The 15,754-nt window shown below is 61.0% G+C and carries 15 protein-coding genes and 1 tRNA gene; 2 read left to right on the forward strand and 14 right to left on the reverse strand.

What is annotated here, in order from left to right; genetic code table 11:
- Positions 1–4 precede the first annotated feature (4 nt).
- From WC529_01040 to WC529_01055, 4 genes are read right to left on the reverse strand one after another with little or no spacing between them, the layout of a single operon-like run.
- The gene (locus tag WC529_01040) at positions 5–2,248 is read right to left on the reverse strand and encodes a YfhO family protein (protein ID MFA5112861.1); all 2,244 of its coding nucleotides are present in this window, start codon (positions 2,246–2,248) and stop codon (positions 5–7) included.
- Positions 2,232–3,005: an ABC transporter ATP-binding protein gene (locus tag WC529_01045; GenBank protein MFA5112862.1), complete on the reverse strand. Its 774-nt coding sequence runs from the start codon at positions 3,003–3,005 to the stop codon at positions 2,232–2,234. The genes WC529_01040 and WC529_01045 overlap by 17 nt, the downstream gene beginning before the upstream one ends.
- Complete coding sequence (locus WC529_01050) at positions 3,002–3,985, reverse strand: iron ABC transporter permease (protein MFA5112863.1); 984 nt, start codon at positions 3,983–3,985, stop codon at positions 3,002–3,004. Before WC529_01050 ends, WC529_01045 begins: the two co-directional genes overlap by 4 nt.
- The gene (locus tag WC529_01055; GenBank protein MFA5112864.1) at positions 3,969–4,769 is read right to left on the reverse strand and encodes an ABC transporter substrate-binding protein; all 801 of its coding nucleotides are present in this window, start codon (positions 4,767–4,769) and stop codon (positions 3,969–3,971) included. The genes WC529_01050 and WC529_01055 overlap by 17 nt, the downstream gene beginning before the upstream one ends.
- 57 nt (positions 4,770–4,826) lie before the next feature.
- Here WC529_01055 and WC529_01060 point away from each other — a divergent pair, with 57 nt between their 5' ends.
- A complete protein-coding gene (locus WC529_01060) occupies positions 4,827–5,417 on the forward strand; it encodes a hypothetical protein (GenBank protein MFA5112865.1) in 591 nt (196 codons plus the stop codon).
- Here the strand turns inward: WC529_01060 and WC529_01065 are convergent.
- The 7 genes from WC529_01065 to WC529_01095 form a co-directional block, all read right to left on the reverse strand.
- Positions 5,414–7,621 carry a DNA translocase FtsK 4TM domain-containing protein gene (locus tag WC529_01065; protein ID MFA5112866.1) on the reverse strand — a complete coding sequence of 736 codons (2,208 nt, stop codon included), beginning with the start codon at positions 7,619–7,621 and terminating at the stop codon, positions 5,414–5,416. The two genes, WC529_01060 and WC529_01065, sit on opposite strands and share 4 nt — an antisense overlap.
- Positions 7,622–7,719: 98 nt before the next feature.
- Entirely contained in the window at positions 7,720–8,925 is a 1,206-nt protein-coding gene (locus WC529_01070; protein MFA5112867.1) for a vWA domain-containing protein, read from the reverse strand.
- A gap of 73 nt (positions 8,926–8,998) precedes the next feature.
- A complete protein-coding gene (locus WC529_01075) occupies positions 8,999–10,390 on the reverse strand; it encodes an undecaprenyl-diphosphate phosphatase (GenBank protein ID MFA5112868.1) in 1,392 nt (463 codons plus the stop codon).
- Positions 10,372–11,247 carry a protein translocase subunit SecF gene (gene secF, locus WC529_01080; protein ID MFA5112869.1) on the reverse strand — a complete coding sequence of 292 codons (876 nt, stop codon included), beginning with the start codon at positions 11,245–11,247 and terminating at the stop codon, positions 10,372–10,374. Before secF ends, WC529_01075 begins: the two co-directional genes overlap by 19 nt.
- Before the next feature lies 1 nt (position 11,248).
- A complete protein-coding gene (secD, locus tag WC529_01085; protein MFA5112870.1) occupies positions 11,249–12,583 on the reverse strand; it encodes a protein translocase subunit SecD in 1,335 nt (444 codons plus the stop codon).
- Positions 12,584–12,617: 34 nt separating this feature from the next.
- The gene (locus WC529_01090; protein MFA5112871.1) at positions 12,618–13,373 is read right to left on the reverse strand and encodes an MBL fold metallo-hydrolase; all 756 of its coding nucleotides are present in this window, start codon (positions 13,371–13,373) and stop codon (positions 12,618–12,620) included.
- Positions 13,374–13,384: 11 nt separating this feature from the next.
- Positions 13,385–13,458 (reverse strand) — tRNA-Arg (locus WC529_01095).
- 67 nt (positions 13,459–13,525) lie between these two features.
- Between WC529_01095 and WC529_01100 the strand changes: the two genes are divergently transcribed.
- Complete coding sequence (locus WC529_01100; protein ID MFA5112872.1) at positions 13,526–13,729, forward strand: LysM domain-containing protein; 204 nt, start codon at positions 13,526–13,528, stop codon at positions 13,727–13,729.
- On the opposite strand, the gene WC529_01105 is transcribed toward WC529_01100, so the two are convergent.
- Genes WC529_01105 through mutM form a run of 3 tightly spaced genes read right to left on the reverse strand, consistent with a single transcriptional unit; the run spans position 13,722 to position 15,753 of the window.
- Entirely contained in the window at positions 13,722–14,288 is a 567-nt protein-coding gene (locus WC529_01105) for a DUF2914 domain-containing protein (GenBank protein MFA5112873.1), read from the reverse strand. The two genes, WC529_01100 and WC529_01105, sit on opposite strands and share 8 nt — an antisense overlap.
- Positions 14,285–14,893 carry a fumarylacetoacetate hydrolase family protein gene (locus WC529_01110; GenBank protein ID MFA5112874.1) on the reverse strand — a complete coding sequence of 203 codons (609 nt, stop codon included), beginning with the start codon at positions 14,891–14,893 and terminating at the stop codon, positions 14,285–14,287. The genes WC529_01105 and WC529_01110 overlap by 4 nt, the downstream gene beginning before the upstream one ends.
- A complete protein-coding gene (gene mutM / locus WC529_01115; protein MFA5112875.1) occupies positions 14,890–15,753 on the reverse strand; it encodes a bifunctional DNA-formamidopyrimidine glycosylase/DNA-(apurinic or apyrimidinic site) lyase in 864 nt (287 codons plus the stop codon). The genes WC529_01110 and mutM overlap by 4 nt, the downstream gene beginning before the upstream one ends.
- Between the last annotated feature and the right edge of the window lies 1 nt (position 15,754).

Genomic DNA, 15,754 nt, shown 5'->3' on the forward strand with positions numbered 1-15,754 from the left:
CGCTTCATGGCACCCGCCGGCGGGTCAAAGAACGCCACAGCAGCAGTCCGGCGGCCAGCGCGGCCGTTAAAGCGCTGATCAGGGCGCCGATCTTCAGGCTCCAGGGATCGTACGCATACTCGACCCGGTGGCGGCCCGGTTTTAGGGCGACGGCGCTGAAGACCCCTTGCGGATTAGGCGCGCCGGCGAATTTTCCGTCGACCAGGAACCGCCAGCCGGGATAACTGGCCTCGCTCAAGAAAAGGGTCGCCGCCGTTTCCGCCGTTGCCAGCAGCGTGATGCGGCCCGGCCGGTAAGAATCGATCGTGACCCGCCCTTGGCCGCTGAGCAGATAAGCGCGCGGCTTGGCCAGTTCGTTCCGGTAAAGGAAAAGGGCGTGGCCGTAGGCGTATTTTTGGCGCAATAACTTCAAGCCTCTCTGGCGGAGCGGCTGGTCGGTCAAAATATACCGGACGTTATACTCCCCGAGCGCCCGGATCTCGCCGCCGACCCTGGCGTCGGTAAATCTCTTTTCCATCAACCAGGTCAATTTCAGCGGCCGGATCGATTCGTAGCCGTAAAAATCGAACAAGTGCGCCGGGATATGCCAGTTAGCGGTAAAGTTATCCTTGGCGTTCAGCAGGGCGTCGGCGTAACTTTGGCCGAAGATCAGGCGGTTGTTCTCTTCGACCCGCCGGGTGTAATAGACCCGGCTAAAAGCGTCCTCCCGCTTGATCAACCGGAAAGTTTCCGTTTCCCTGCTGAACACCTCCGCCGTGACGCCAACGGCGATCGAACTGCCGTTGGCCAGCAGGTCCGCCGCCGTGATCAGGATCAGCGCGGCCAGCAGCACCGCCGGGCTGATCCGCCGGCGGACGGCCAGCCAGAGCACAATGAACGCTCCGGTCAGGTAACCGGTCAGGTTATAAGCGCTGGTCAGGTTGAACGCGATGATATTGCGCAAGACGTCGAAAAAGACCCTGGGGATCGACGCCGGGTAACGCGCCAGCAAAAAAGAGTAGATCTGGCTGACAAAGAAAAACCCGAGCAGCGAGATCAGGCACGCCGCCGCGGCCAAAGCGCCGAATATCCTGGCCGCTTTTACCGTCTTTTCCCGGCTGCGCGTTAGCTCCTCCACCCCGAAAGCGCCCAGGATCGCCGCGCAAAAGGTCAGCAGGAAGAGATATTTGACCGGGAACCGGACCAGCGAAATCCCGGGGATGACGTAAAAGACCAGCCGGTAGAACCAGGTGTACCGGCCGCAGGCGAGCAGCAGCGCGACCAGCGCGGCGCCGCCGAAGAACGCCGCCCGTTTGCGGCTGAAAGCGAAAAACGCGCAGATCAGCGGGATAGCGCCGAAATAGATCGAGATCAGCCAGTCCTGGTTGCTTTTGCCGAGCAAGACCTCGTTATATCCGCCCAGCAGACCGGCATTGCCGAAGAAATAAGGGAAAACAAAGTTAATGATCTCGCGCGGCGGGAGCGAACGGAAGCTGATCAGGTCGAACTGGGTCAGCACCAGCCGGTCCGACAGCCGGGCCAGCTCCAGGAACGGTATAAGTTGGACGGCGACCAGTCCGGCCATCCAGACAAAAGCGAGCGCCAGGGCTAACAGGTCGCGTCGGCGATCGGCGGAAAAGACCAGGACATAAGCGGCCAGGAACCAGGCGGAAACGTAAATGATCGTCGGTTCGCCGCCAAGGAACATGAGGGCAAGCACAATGGTTAAAGCGGCCAGCAGCCAACGCCGGGCGTCCCGGCCCGCGTTGATCAGCTTATCCAGGAACAATAAGGCAAGAGGCAGCCAGATCACGGAGGAAAGGGAAGTGTTCATGTTGGAAACCGAGAGCAGATAACCGGAAAAGGCAAAGACCAGGCCGCCGAAAAAGGCCGCCAGCCGGCGGAGCGCGTAGTGCCGGAGGAGCGCGTACATAAAACAGGCGGCCAGGAAATAGTGGCCGATCGTGTAGTAATTAAAAGCCAGCGCGAACGGCAGCAGGTAAAGGATCGCCGTCGGCGGATAGAAAAAGCCGATCTGCAGCGAGGCCAGCAGCGGAAAACCGCAAAAGATGTAAGGGTTCCAGAGCGGCAGGTGGCCGGCCTTGACCTGTTCGACCATCAGCTGGCGCAGCGGGTAGAAATAGCGGGAGAGGTCCTTGAACGACAGGATAACGCTCCCGTCGAGAAATTGCCAGAAGAACGCCAGCGTCAGGAGAAAAAAACCGCCGACCGCCAGCAGGTCGCCGCGGTACTTACGGTAAAAGGACATAGCGGGCTTTCTGGGTGCGGGGGTTTTTCTTCACGGAAACCTTGATCCGGTAAGCTTTCCAGATATTTTCCGGGGTCACGACCTCGTCGGGCGTCCCTTCGGCGATCAGTTCGCCCCCCTTGAGCAGGACCAGGCGGGAGCAGAACCGGGAAGCCAGGTTCAGGTCGTGGAACGTGGCGACCACCGAGCGGTGGCTGCGCAGCCGGCGGAGCAGTTTGCAGATGTTGACCTGGTAACGGATATCGAGGTGGGAGGTCGGCTCGTCGAGCAGCAGGACCTTGGGTTCCTGGGCCAGCGCCCGGGCGATCGCCACCCGCTGGAATTCGCCCCCCGACAGCTCGGTCGTTTGCCGCTCCTTCAGCTCGCCGATCTTGAGCTCCTCGATCGCCCACTTGACCGCCTCGCGGTCGTCCGGCCCGTCGAAAGTGAACCGTTCCAAATAAGGGGTGCGGCCGAGCATGACCAGGTCTTCCACGGAAAAGCCGTCGACCGGCTCCATTAATTGCGGGACAAAGGCGACCCGCCGGGCTAACTCTTTCCGCTCCAGCTGGTCGATCCGGTGCTTGCCGACCAGCACCGCCCCGTGAAAAGCGGGGATCAACCCGGTGATCGCCCGCAGCAGGGTCGTCTTACCGGAGCCGTTCGGCCCGACGATGCCGACGAACTGGCCGTCGCCGACCGCGAAAGAGACGCCTTTGATGACCGGTTTTTTCCGGTCGTAGCCGCAGATCAGGTTCTCGACCTGCAAGATGCTCATCGCCCTTCGGTCCTCCGCCGGCGGAGCAGGTAGAGGAAGAACGGCGCCCCGACCAGCGACATAATGACCCCGATCGGGACTTCCAGCGGGGAAAGCACGGTGCGGGCCAGCGCGTCGGCCACGACCATCAGCAGCATGCCGGAGAGCGCGGCGATCGGCAGCAGATAACGGTGGTTCGGGCCGATCAGCAGGCGGACCCAATGCGGCACGATCAGGCCGACAAAACCGATCAGGCCGGAAACGGAGACCGCCGCCGCAGTCATCAGGGAAGCCGCGGCGATCAGGCTGAAACGGGCGCTCTCTACGTCCACCCCCAGGGTCTGGGCCATGTCCTCGCCCAGGAGGAGCGCGTTCAGCTCTTTGGAGAAAAAGTAAGCGATGCCGGTCCCGAGCACGGCATAAGGGAGGACGGTCAAAACGTTACCCCAGCTGGCGCCCGACAAGCTCCCCAGCAGCCAGAAATAGATCGACTGGAGATTGCCGGTCACGATAATGATAAGCGCGAGCGCCGCGGCGCAGAACGAGGAGAGCGCCACGCCGGCCAGGACCAGCGTCTCCGGCGACGCCTTGCCGCCGATCTCCGCCAGCTTATAAACGACGTAAACGGCCAGCAGCGCGCCGGCGAACGCCAGTAGCGGGACCGAGCTCATCCCCAGCAGGGTGAATTGCAGGCCGAAAGCGATGGCGATCGCCGCCCCCACTCCGCCGCCGGCCGAAACCCCGAGAATGTAAGGGTCCGCCAGCGGATTGCGCAATACCCCCTGCAGGACGACGCCGGGGACCGCCAGGAGCAAGCCGACCAGCGCGGAGAGAATGACGCGGGGGAACCTGATCTGCCAGAAGATCTTGCTCTGCAGCAGTTCGCCCGGCGCCAGGAAAACGGAACCAAGCAGGAGAGAAACGGCCAGCGCCGCGGCCAATGCCAAGCTCAGAACGACGATCGCGGCGGCGCTTTGCTGTTTGTTAAATTTTCTTTTCATGACAAGCTCTGGCGATCGCTTCGACCGCCTCCACGACCCGCGGGCCGGGCCGGGAAACGATGTCCGGGTTCAGATAAATGACCGACCACTCCCCCCGCTTTTCCAATTCCCCCCGCCGGACGACCCCTGCGGGAACAATTATATAGTCTGGCCGCTCTTTTAACAACCGTTCCAGGCTGAAATGCGGATAGGCGCCCCGGGCCGGGGCGGCCAGGTTCTCGACCCCGGCGCGGCCAAGGATATCGTCGATAAAAGTTCCCCCGCCGGCGACGATCAGCGGTTCGTAGCCGACGATCACCAGCACCCGGGGGCGCCGCAAGACCGCCCGCAGATCATTTTCCGGCGGCGCCAGGGACTCCAGCCGCTCCTGCATCGAGCCGACCAGCTCGGCCGCTTCCCTCGTCGCTCCGGTCACCGCCCCCAAACGGAGCAGCGCTTCTTCCACGCCGGCGACCGTGCGCGGCTCGATGGTAAAGACCGGCAGCCCGAATGCCCGCAAGCGCTCGATCTCGCGCGGCTGAGCATCCGCCAGCATGACGACCAGGTCCGGCTTGAGCGAAACGACCTTTTCCAGGTTCAGCGTCAAAGCGCCGACCTTCTCTTTTTTGGCCGCCTCGGGCGGGTAATTGCAGTTGGTCGTTACGCCGACGACCCGGTCGCCAAGGCCCAAGGCGAACAGCATTTCGGTGGCCGAGGGGATACCGGAAACGATCCTTTGGGGAAAAGCGGAGACGGCGGAAACCGCTAAAACCGATAATAACAGGCCAAGAACGAGCTTACGCATTAATTTAAGGCATTATATCATGAAATCCCGGCGGTTTTTCGGCGATATATATCCGGTATGGTCGAACATATCGTCTGGAAATACAGCCTGCGCGCCGGCAAACCGTTCTTTCCCAACGGCCGGGATATCCCCATCCGTAACTTTCAGAACACTTTCCGCCAGTTACTGGGCAAGATCAACGTCTCCCTGAAGATCATCAGGGATTACGGCCTGGCCGACCGGGTCATGCTCGGCAGGCAACCGGTAACCGCGGTCAAAGAGCTGGCCGTCTATCTGTACGACAACACGATCTCGCCGCTCCTCTTTGCCAACGCCCTGCATGCCATCGCCCAGAAAGCCAAAGAGCTGGACGGGCACGTGGTCCAGGTCCAGCTCCGCAACCTGCGGCGCGATCACCTGGCGGATATGATCCGGGCCGGCGCGGCGACCGAAGACCAATTCGGCCGGAACTCCGCCTATTTTGAAAATTTACCGTCGCCCGGCCGGCTGCAGCTGCTGGAAAAGCTCGGGGTGATCACGCTGCGGCCGGGACATCAACTGCCGGCCGACCGGGCCAACCAACCGGCGCCCGACCGGCGCCCGCCGATCGAACGGATCGATTGGGAAAAAAGGCAGATCGAACTTTTCGAGCCTGACGAGAAGGACTAAGAACCGAGGCCGAGCGCTTTGAGGGTTTCTCTGGTAGCGGTGACTCTGCGAACCTTGAGATCGCCTTCCGGCGCGCTGACGATCCCCGCCCCTTCCATCTCGTCCATCAGCCGGGCCGCCCGGTTATAGCCGATCCGGAACTTCCGCTGGACGTAAGAGGTCGACGCCTGGCCGCTTTCGATGATCAGCTGGGCGACCTCGGCGAACAGCGCGTCTTTCCCGCCGCCCGTCTCCCTTTCCCCATTGCCGGAATCCTTGCCGAAATCGATCGGCTTGATCCCGATGATCTCTTCCAGGTACTCCGGCTCGGCCTGCGCTTTGACGTGCTTGATGATCTTTTCGGTCTCCTTGTCGGTCACGAAAGAGCCCTGCGCCCGGGTCGGCTTCATCGCGCCGATCGGGTTATACAGCATGTCGCCCCGGCCGAGCAGGACCTCGGCCCCCGAGGCGTCGAGAATGACCCGCGAGTCGATCTGCGTGGCGACGGCAAAAGCGATCCGCGACGGGATGTTCGCCTTGATCAGGCCGGTGATGACGTCGACCGACGGCCGCTGGGTGGCGATGACCAGGTGAATGCCGGTGGCGCGGGCCATCTGGGCGATCCGGCAGATCGCCGGCTCCACGTGCTTGGCCGCGACCATCATCAGATCGGCCAGCTCGTCGACGATCACCAGGATATAAGGGAGCTTGGGCTCGTCTTTGACCTTTTCATTGTACGCTTCCAGGTGCCGGGCGCCGGCGGCGTGGAACAGTTTATAACGCCGCTCCATCTCCTTGATGACCCATTCTTTTAGCATAACGGCCGCCTTGGCCGCGTCGGTCACGACCGGGGCCAGCAGGTGGGCGATCCCGTCGTAGATCGAAAGTTCGACCATCTTCGGGTCGATCATCAGCATCTTGACCTCATCGGGCCTGGCCCGCATCAAAATACTGGTAATGAGCGAGTTGATGCAGACCGATTTGCCGGAGCCGGTCGTCCCGGCGATCAACAAGTGGGGCATCTTGCCGATGTCGCCGTAGATCGGGTTGCCGGAAAGGTCTTTGCCGAGGCCGAAGACCAGCTTGGACGAATGGTGCATGAACTCGTTGGTATTGATGATCTCTTTCAGGCGGACCGGGGTCACGGTCTGGTTCGGCACTTCGATCCCGATCACCGACTTGCCGGGGACCGGCGCCTCGATCCTGATCCCCTGCGCCGCCATGGCGAGGGCGATATCGTCGGACAAACTGTTGATCCGGCTGACCTTGACCCCCGGCTCCGGCTGCAGCTCGTAGCGGGTGACCGCCGGCCCCTGGAAGATGGCGACGACCGTGGCGGCGATCCCGAAGTTGCGGAGCGACTGTTCCAGGAGCTTGGCCCTTTCCTGGGTCAGGGCCTTTGACTTCTCGGCGGCTGCCCGTTCTTTAACGGTCGAGTCTTCCAGCAGATCAAGCGACGGCAATTCATAGTCCTCATATCTGGCATCAACTGGCGCTTCAGTCTTCGCCTTCTTGACCGGCTCAGCCGGCGTCTTGGGCAGAACGACTTCGACGACCGGCTTCGGCTTGTCCGGTTCAATGGGCGGCGCGGGAATGACCTCTTTATCGACCGGCTTGAGCGGCTTGACCGGCGGCGCGGCCGACTTTTTCGGCGGCTCGACCGGCGCTTTCCGGTCAAAGTGGAGCATCCCGGCGATCAGGTCGATCAGGGTTTGCACGGTAATGTTGAACATTAACAGGGTCGCGATCAACCCCAGGGCCGACAGGAAAACATAGGCGCCGGCCAGGCCGATCGTCTTTTCCAGGGAGAAGGTCACCGCGTAGCCGATCACTCCCCCCGCCCCCTTGGACAGCTCGTGAGTAGTGACATGGGCGAAGTAAGTCGGCGCGGCGAACTGGGCAACGGAGATAAAGACCAAAAACATGACCAGCAGGCCGGTCAACCGGACCGTCAACTCTTTAACTTCGTGCCGGAGGAGCATAATGACGCCGTAGAGGCCGATAAAGGCCGGCAGGAGGTAGATCCCCGCCCCGATCACCGACCGGAGCGCCTTCTTAACGACGAACAGCCCTAATAGCCCGGTCGCCGAGGAAAGGTTGGCAAGCAGGATAAAAATGGCGATCGCGATCAATAAGATCGCGACGATATCCTGTTTGAACTTGGACGGGAGCTTTGACTCTTTGAGCGGTTTACGGGCCGTATTCTTATTCTTTTTCGGCGGCATGACAAAGGAAGTATATCATAATCCGGCAACGACCGTCAAAAAACAGAAGCCCCCGACTTTCGTCGGGGGCTTCCTGCTGACTAATAGAGCGGAAGGTCTTAGTTCTTGGTCCCTTCCGGCGCCGCGAGCGGCGTCAAGCCCAAGACCTTGGTCTGCGGGACCGACGCGCCGGCCGCGACGACCACGCTGATGACCAGGTCGCTGTCGAACACGCCGTCGCCGTCCGTGTCGACCAGGATGTGGATGAACCAGGTCCCGGCCTCAAACGTATAGCTGAAGCGGAACGCGTAGCTGCGGGACAGGATCTCCGAGATCCCCAGCGAGGTCAGGTCGACGTTGCCGCTGGATGCCAGCTCGGCCCAGCGCCCGCCGGTATTGGCTTCCGGCGTGAGGAGCCCGCGGCCTAAACCATCCGCCAGCTGGCGGGTGTCGCCGTACGGGCGGCCGGTCAGAGTGTAATCGTAGGTATAGTCATAGCTGATAACGTGGACGACGCCTTTCCCCTTCAGGGCGTTGACGACCAGGGCAATATTGTAGGCGCTGATCGGCGAACCGGTCAGGTCGTCGTTGGGGTAATTGGCGTTGCCGTACTCATTGGAAGCGACCTGGTGGCAGTTGACGTCGGTGATGACCACGAACACTTTCTGGGCCCCCGACCGCCAAGTAAAGTTGTTGTACGCGTACATCACGCCGTCGAGGGGATTTTCCGGACCGTCGCCGCCCCACCAGCCAGGCAGCACGTTGAGCCAGGCGCCGAGCGAGGTCGCGTTGGTCAGGTCGATATCGTCAAATTCCACGGTCTGGCCTTTCATCGCTTCCTTGGAAACGGAATAATCGCCGAAAGCGACGGCGCCGAAAGTCGCGTCAACGCCGCCCGCCTCAAGGGAAGCGGCAAAAGCGGCGATGCTGTCCTTGACGGCCTTGATCCGGCCCGACATGCTGCCGGTGTTGTCCAGGATAAAAGCGACGTCGATCGGCTTCTTGGTGTCCGAGCCGGGGACGGTAAAGTCGACGCTCTTCCATTCGGAGGTCGCCGTGCCGGACTTGCCGACAAAGATGGAGAACTTGGAGGCTTCCACCGTGATCGCTTCGCCGGAAACGATCAGGGCGCCGAGCGAAATGTCGACCACGCCGCCGGAATAGCTGGCCGATCCGCTGATCGTGACCGCTTCCGTGGTCAATATACCCGGATCAACTTTTCCGCCGGAGCTGGTGGTGGCGCAACCGAACGAGGAGGCAACAACGACCGCGATGAGCAAGAAACCCAGGAACCCAAACAGACCGGACCAAACCTTTTTAGACATAGTTTCCCTCCTAGGAAGAATGAGTCATTTTATGATTAACCGGCTGTTTTGTCAATACCCCGGCAGCCATATTTTAAAACAGGTAACCGGCCGAGACCCGCAGGCCGAGGCAGGTGCTGTAGCCGAGCCGGGCGGACAACCGTTCATTGATCTTCAGTCCGCCAAGCAGCTCGATACCGGCCAGGTTCTTTTCGCTGATATTCCCCAGTCCGGGAATATTCTTGACCAGCTTGGAATACATGGCGTAGTTCAACCCCGCCCCTACATAATAATTCCCCAAGTCGTAACTTACCCTGACCGGATCGAGCACGACAATACCGAATCCGCTGCCAACGGCGTACCCGGCCGCGCCGCTTACATATAGTTTATCGCTGAATTGCTTGCCATAGCCCCCTGTGATCGCCAGCGCTCCGCCGGCTAATCCGCCTTCCGCGAACCAGCCCGCTTTTCCCTCCGGCTTTCTCTCGGGGACAGGCGGCATGATGATCGGCGCAGGCGCCGGTTCCGGCCTGGGCTTTTCTGCGGCCGCGACCGGGAATTTAGGCCGCGAACCTAAAGGGTAATAAGGCCGGCGGACCCGCCGTTTCTTGACCTTTTTCTTGGCCGGGGCTTTCTTCTTGACCGTAACTTTTTTGGCCGGTTTTTTAACCGCCGCCTGAGCCGGAGTGACCAGTGCGCCGATCAGCATGACCGCCAGACCCAGAACGATACAATAATAGGCAAAAACCCGGATGCTGGTCCGCTCGATCAGGGTCATAAAAAGCTTGATCGCCAGCCAGCCCGAGATCAGGGCGGCCAGAAAACCGAGCAGCAGCGGCCAGGCGCCGATCCCGATCGTTCCGGCCTTGAAGATCGCCTTGCTTTGCAGCAAACCGGCTCCGGCGATCGCCGGAATGGCGATAATGAAAGCGAACCGGGCGGCCAGCCGGCGTTCCAGACCGCAGGCCAGACCGGCCGAGATCGTCATGGCCGACCGCGACAGCGACGGAATGATCGCCGCCCCCTGCGCCAACCCGATCAAGCAAGCATCCTGCCAGTTCATCCGTTCTTCTCCCCTGGTCCCCAGCCCCTGGTACCTAGTCCCTAGCCATTCGCCAAGGAGTATCACCATCCCGGTCACGATAAAGAACGGGCCGACGTAGCGAAAATCGGCGAACAAGGCCTCAAAGAAATCCTTAAAGCCGATCCCCAGCACGCCGGTGATCACCGTCGCAACCAGAACCAGGCCAAGCATCTTTCGCGACTCGCGACTCGTGACTCGTAACATCGCCATGAGGTCGCGCCAGAAATAGGCGGCCGCCGCCAGCGCCGTTGCCAGGTGGACGACCGTGTCGAAAGCGAGGTTCTCGGTCAAGCCGAAAAAACGGTAAGCGATCAGTAGATGGCCTTGCGAGGATACTGGCAGGAATTCCGTTAGCCCCTGGACGAGGCCGAGGAAACCGTACTTTAGCGCTTCGATTCCCACTGGTGCCAGATGACCAGAAGCGGCGGGGCGACGAAGATCGAAGAGCACATCCCGAGCGAGAAGCCGATCAGCAGCGTCAGGGAGAATTCGCGCAGCGTCTCGCCGCCGAGCAGCAGGAGGCAAAGGACGATGACGATGACGGTCAACACGGTATTGATCGAACGGGCCATCGTCTCCCAGATGCTGATGTTGACCAGCTCGCCGAACTTTTTCTTGGCCAGCGCCGGCTTTTTCAGGTTCTCGCGGATCCGGTCGAAGATAACGATGGTATCGTTGATCGAATAGCCCATGATCGTCAGGATCGCCGCCACGAAGGTGACGTCGATCGTCCGGAAGAGCAGCGCCATGATCCCGGTAGTAATGATGGCGTCATGGTACAAAGCCAGCAGCGCCGCCAGCGCGTAGCCGAACTCAAAGCGGAACGAGACGTAGATGATGATGCCGATCGAAGCGACCAGCAGCGCCCAGAGCGCCTGGTTCGTCAGCTCGTTGCCGACCGACGGCCCGATGATGTCCGCCTCCAGGATCTCGGAGGTGCCGACCTTGGTCGTCAGGGTGGAGATGATCGCCGCCCGGGTCTCGCTCTCCAGCGGCACGGTCCGGACCAGGATATCGCTGTCGCCCGATTTCTGGATCACGCTCTCCCCCAGCCTGAACTCGTCGAGCACGCCGCGGATCGCGGCGACGTTGACCGGCTTTTCAAAGCGGAGGTTCAGCAGGGTGCCGCCGGTAAAATCGATCCCGAAGTTCATCGGCTTGCCGTGGACAAAGATATTAAAGCCGAAGGCAAAAAGCGCTCCCGCCAGCAAGACGGCTGAGATCAGGAACCAGACTTTAGTGTTCTTAATTATATCCATATTATTTATATAGCAGCTTCGATTCCGGCTTGGTCACGATCTTGGCGTCAACCAGCATGTTCATCATCATGTGCGTGAGCGTCAGCGCCGTGAACATCGAAGCGATGATGCCGACCGTCAGCGTGACGGCGAAGCCCTTGATCGTGCCGGTCCCGACGAAGAAAAGGGTGACCGCGCCGATGATCGTGGTGACGTTGGAATCGAGGATCGCCGCGAACGCCCGCTGGAAAGCGGCTTCGACCGACGCCTTGATCGTCTTGCCGAGCCGGAGCTCCTCTTTTAACCGCTCAAAGATGATGACGTTGGCGTCGACCGCCATGCCGATCGACAACAGGAAGCCGGCAATGCCGGGCAAAGTCAAGGTTGCCCGGAAAAGACAGAGGCCGGCCAGCGTCAGCGGTACATATATTAATAAGGCGATGTCGGCCAGGAAACCGGGCAAGCGGTAATACAGGACCATGAAAGCGATAATGATGGCAAAGCCGATGACGCCGGCGATCTTGCTCCGGTCGATCGAATCGCGGCCGAGCGACGGGCCGACGACCCGGGTCTCGATCAGCCTGACCGGGATCGGCAGGGCGCCCGCCTTCAGCTTGATGACCAGGTCCTGGACGTCCTGCGCGGCAAAACTGCCGGAGATCTGCGCTTTACCGGAGGGGATCGGTTCGCGAACGTTGGGCGCGGAAATGATCTTCCGGTCGAGGATGATGGCGATCGGCTTGTTGACCGAACGGGCGGTCACCTCGCCGAAGATCTCCGCCCCTTTGCCGTTGAACTCGATATCGACGACCGGGTTCCCGTACTGGTCCAGCCCCGGCCAGGCCCCTTTCAGGTCCGCGCCGGTCAAAACGGTCTTTTTAAGGATGATCGGCCGCTCGCTCTCGACCCGGCCGCCCTGCATTTCCTTAACGAAATCGAGCCGGGCGTCCGGCCCGTAAAACTCCTTGATCTTCTCGGCCGACACGGTGCGCGAATCGCCCGGCGACCACTCCGCCTCCACGAACTCAAGGAGAGCGGTATCGCCGATCACCTTGATCGCCCGTTCGGGATCCTTGATGCCGGGGAGCTCTACGATCACCTGGTCTTTTCCCTTGCGCTGGATCGTCGGTTCGGTCACGCCGAGCGCGTCGATCCGGTTGCGGATCACGGCCGCGACGCCGGCCATGGCGTCATCGGAGATCTTGACCTTGGCGGTGTCCTGCCCTTCGAGCACCAGCCGGGTGCCGCCCTGCAGGTCAAGCCCGAGGGTGATCGGCAGCTGCATTATAATGTATACGGAGATCCCGACCGTGGCAAGCAGCGCGAGGAATCTCAGCTGGTTAATGTTCTTCTGCATCGCAGCAGTAATATATCATATAAACTTTTTTCGGTCAAAGGGGGAATGTCAGGCCGTCGCCGGCGGCGAGCACTTTGCGCTTCAGCTCCGCGCCGAGCCGCGCCGCGACCCGTCGCGGACCGGCCTTGATCATCAGCAGGCCAAAATGGGTCAGAATGGTAACCTTGGGCTTGAGCGCCTTGATGATCAGCCGCGCGTCCTCGACCGAGAGGTGATCGAACGGCGTCGGTTGGGGGCTAAGCACGCTGATGATCACGACGTCGGGCCGGTAGCGCCGCGCCAGCTCCGGAAAATATTTCGTGTCGGTGATATAAGAGACGGTGCGCCGCCGCCCTTTGATGATCAGGCCGTAAGTCTCTCCGCCGTGCCGGTGCCTGACCGCTGCCGTGACCGCCAGGTTGCCGATCCGCCGCGTTCGCCGCTCCTTTAGCACGGCGAGCTTTTTCACGTACGAGCGGACGTACTTATAGATGACCGGGTCCGTTCCCCCGAACGCGTCGGCCGGCGCCAGGACCGTCCCCTTCTTCGCCCGGCCGCCCAGGCTCAGCGCTTCCATCATCACGTTGATGTCGGCCGCGTGGTCCAGGTGCTTATGGGAGAGGACGATCCCGTCCAGCGTGGTCGGATCAAGTTTGGGGCGGGAACGGAGGCAGCGGACCAGCGCGCCCGGGCCGGGATCAATTAATAGATTGGTCCCGTCCAGCGACAGCCAGATCCCGCCGGAGGCCCTCAACTGCCTGGCCACGACGATCCGGGCGCCGGCAGTCCCGAGGAATTTGATGAAATCCATGATAAAAAACTTGGGCCCGGCGAGATTCGAACTCGCAACCCTTTGCTTCGGAGGCAAATACGCTATCCAGTTGCGCCACGGGCCCAAGTAAAAGATATTTTAGCATAATTTAACGCAAGTTTTGCGGCTGATCTTGCGAATAAGATAATGTAATGGGTACTGCAACAACTTTCGCCTCCAGTATCGCCGCCCGGGTCCCGGTCTACTTCCATCGCGTCCGCGATGGCGAGACCGTCAGCGCGATCGCCGACCGTTTCAACGTGACCGCCAAGCTTGACGCGACCGACAGCGTGGAACTGCGGGCGGGGAATATCCTGGTGATCGATTTCCGCAACGGGGAATTGAAGGCTAGCTGATCTTAAACGTCTTCCCGGCGACCACTTCGTCCCGTTCGTTTCTCACTTGCATTTGCCAATCCCCTTTTTGCGCCCCGTACAAGCTAATGTAGCTGTAAGTGTCGACCGTCTGCGTCCCCAAATGGAGGGTGATGTCGGCGGCGATCTTGCCGTCCGGCCGCAGCCAGACGTGGCGGACAGCCTGGGCCTTATCGCTCTTGATCCGGGTGGAACAATAAAGAGTGTTGGTGTCGGCCGTGGATAGTTCGCTGAGGTCGTCGCTCGGCTGGTTGTCCTCGTCCAGCTCGGAAGTAAAAGTGATCCTTTCCACCGTGACGCCGCCCAGCGCGCCGGCCGGGCCGACCGCCGCCTTGACCTCGACCGCCGGCTGCGCGACCTTGATCTCCGCCGGCTTCGTTTCGGCGGCTTTCAGCCGCGCGGCGCTGCCGCTCTCGACCCAGCGGTAGAACGCCGACCCGCCGTACAGGAGCGCGGCGATCACGCCCAGCGCCAGCAAGGCCAGCGAAATATAAAGCCAGGTCGGTTCGTCCTGGCGCGCGTAACCGGTTATTTTGCTCATGTGACGTTATTCTCCAATCTGCCGATCCCGGCAATTTCCACCGCGACCGTATCCCCCCGTTCCATCGGGCCGACGCCGGGGGGAGTGCCGGTCATGATAACATCTTCCGGTTCGAGCGTCATCACCTGCGAAACGAACGAGACCAGCTGATCGACGCTGAAGATCATGTTGGCGGTGCTGGAGTCCTGCTTGACCCGCCCGTTGAGCAATAACTTGATCCGCAAGTTGTCCGGATCGACCTCTTTGACGATCCGCGGACCGAGGGCGCAAAAAGTGTCGAACGACTTGGCCCTGGTCCATTGCCCGTCCTGCCGCTGCAGGTCGCGGGCGGTGATGTCGTTGCCGCAAGTAAAACCGAGGATGTGGTTCGCCGCCTCTTCCACGCTGACGTTCTTGCAGCGGTCGCGGATCACGATCGCCAGTTCGGCCTCGTAATGGAGCTCCCGGGTCTGCGGCGGATAGACGACCGCTTCGCCGCTAAAGATCAGGGCGCTCGGCGGTTTCAGGAAAAGGACCGGCTCGGCCGGCAGCGGCATTTTCAGCTCCGCCGCGTGGTCCTTGTAGTTCAGGCCGACGCAAACGATCTTGGTCGGGTTCAACTTCATTTTTGGCACCCCGGGCAGAACGACGACGTCCGTCCGCCGATCTTCTGCCGCTTGACCGTGCCGCCGCAACCGTAGCATTTCTCATCGTAACGGCCGTAGACCCGGAGCTTCTTAGTGTACGCCCCCGCCTCGCCCTGCGCGTTGACGTAATCGCTGATCGAGGTTCCTTCGTACTTGATCGCTTCCGTCAGGATGTTCTTGATCCCCCGGAACAGCAGGGCGACTTCCGGCCCTTTCAGGCTTTTGACCCGGCGGTCGGGCCGGACCCGGGCAAAATAGCAGATCTCGTCGCTGTAGATGTTACCGATGCCGACCACGTGCTTGTTGTCCATCAGGAACTGCTTGATCCGTTCGTTCGGCCGTTTGGCCAGCTCCCGGCGAAAGACCTCGAGCGTAAAGTGGTGGTCGAGCGGTTCCGGCCCCAGGTCGTGGTCAAGCTGTTTCACCAGATCGTCATCGGTAAAAAGCCGGAGCCAGCCGAACTTCCGGACATCATTGAAAAAGAGGCGGCTCTTGTCCCGGAAGGTCAAGGTTGCGTGCGTGAACCGGTTCGGGTCTTTTTCGAATCCCTCTTTGATCGGATGACCGCCGACAACGCTCCGGTGGCCGCCGCGAAAGACCAGCTGGCCGGTCATCTTCAGGTGGCCGAGGATGTTCCAGCCGTCGGTCAATTTGATGATCAGCATCTTGGCCCGGCGGTCGACGCTCTGCACCCGGAGACCGGGCAAGGTTTTCCGGTAGAAAGCGAGCGGCCGGTTCAGCATTTTTTTAGTATCACAGGTAAAAGCGGCGATCGTCTTCCCCACGATGCTCTGCTGCAGGCCGCGCCGGACAGTTTCGACTTCGGGCAGTTCCGGCATC

Source organism: Candidatus Margulisiibacteriota bacterium (genome assembly GCA_041650855.1).
Taxonomy (GTDB): domain Bacteria; phylum Margulisbacteria; class WOR-1; order O2-12-FULL-45-9; family XYB2-FULL-48-7; genus JALOPZ01.

Coding starts and splice junctions, on each gene's coding strand:
- WC529_01045 (MFA5112862.1), bottom strand. CDS start 3,005: ATGAGCATCTTGCAGGTCGAGAACCTGATCTGCGGCTACGACCGGAAA.
- WC529_01090 (MFA5112871.1), bottom strand. CDS start 13,373: ATGGATTTCATCAAATTCCTCGGGACTGCCGGCGCCCGGATCGTCGTG.
- WC529_01060 (MFA5112865.1), top strand. CDS start 4,827: ATGGTCGAACATATCGTCTGGAAATACAGCCTGCGCGCCGGCAAACCG.
- WC529_01070 (MFA5112867.1), bottom strand. CDS start 8,925: ATGTCTAAAAAGGTTTGGTCCGGTCTGTTTGGGTTCCTGGGTTTCTTG.
- WC529_01050 (MFA5112863.1), bottom strand. CDS start 3,985: ATGAAAAGAAAATTTAACAAACAGCAAAGCGCCGCCGCGATCGTCGTT.
- secD (MFA5112870.1), bottom strand. CDS start 12,583: ATGCAGAAGAACATTAACCAGCTGAGATTCCTCGCGCTGCTTGCCACG.
- WC529_01040 (MFA5112861.1), bottom strand. CDS start 2,248: ATGTCCTTTTACCGTAAGTACCGCGGCGACCTGCTGGCGGTCGGCGGT.
- WC529_01105 (MFA5112873.1), bottom strand. CDS start 14,288: ATGAGCAAAATAACCGGTTACGCGCGCCAGGACGAACCGACCTGGCTT.
- mutM (MFA5112875.1), bottom strand. CDS start 15,753: ATGCCGGAACTGCCCGAAGTCGAAACTGTCCGGCGCGGCCTGCAGCAG.
- WC529_01055 (MFA5112864.1), bottom strand. CDS start 4,769: ATGCGTAAGCTCGTTCTTGGCCTGTTATTATCGGTTTTAGCGGTTTCC.
- WC529_01110 (MFA5112874.1), bottom strand. CDS start 14,893: ATGAAGTTGAACCCGACCAAGATCGTTTGCGTCGGCCTGAACTACAAG.
- WC529_01100 (MFA5112872.1), top strand. CDS start 13,526: ATGGGTACTGCAACAACTTTCGCCTCCAGTATCGCCGCCCGGGTCCCG.
- WC529_01065 (MFA5112866.1), bottom strand. CDS start 7,621: ATGCCGCCGAAAAAGAATAAGAATACGGCCCGTAAACCGCTCAAAGAG.
- secF (MFA5112869.1), bottom strand. CDS start 11,247: ATGGATATAATTAAGAACACTAAAGTCTGGTTCCTGATCTCAGCCGTC.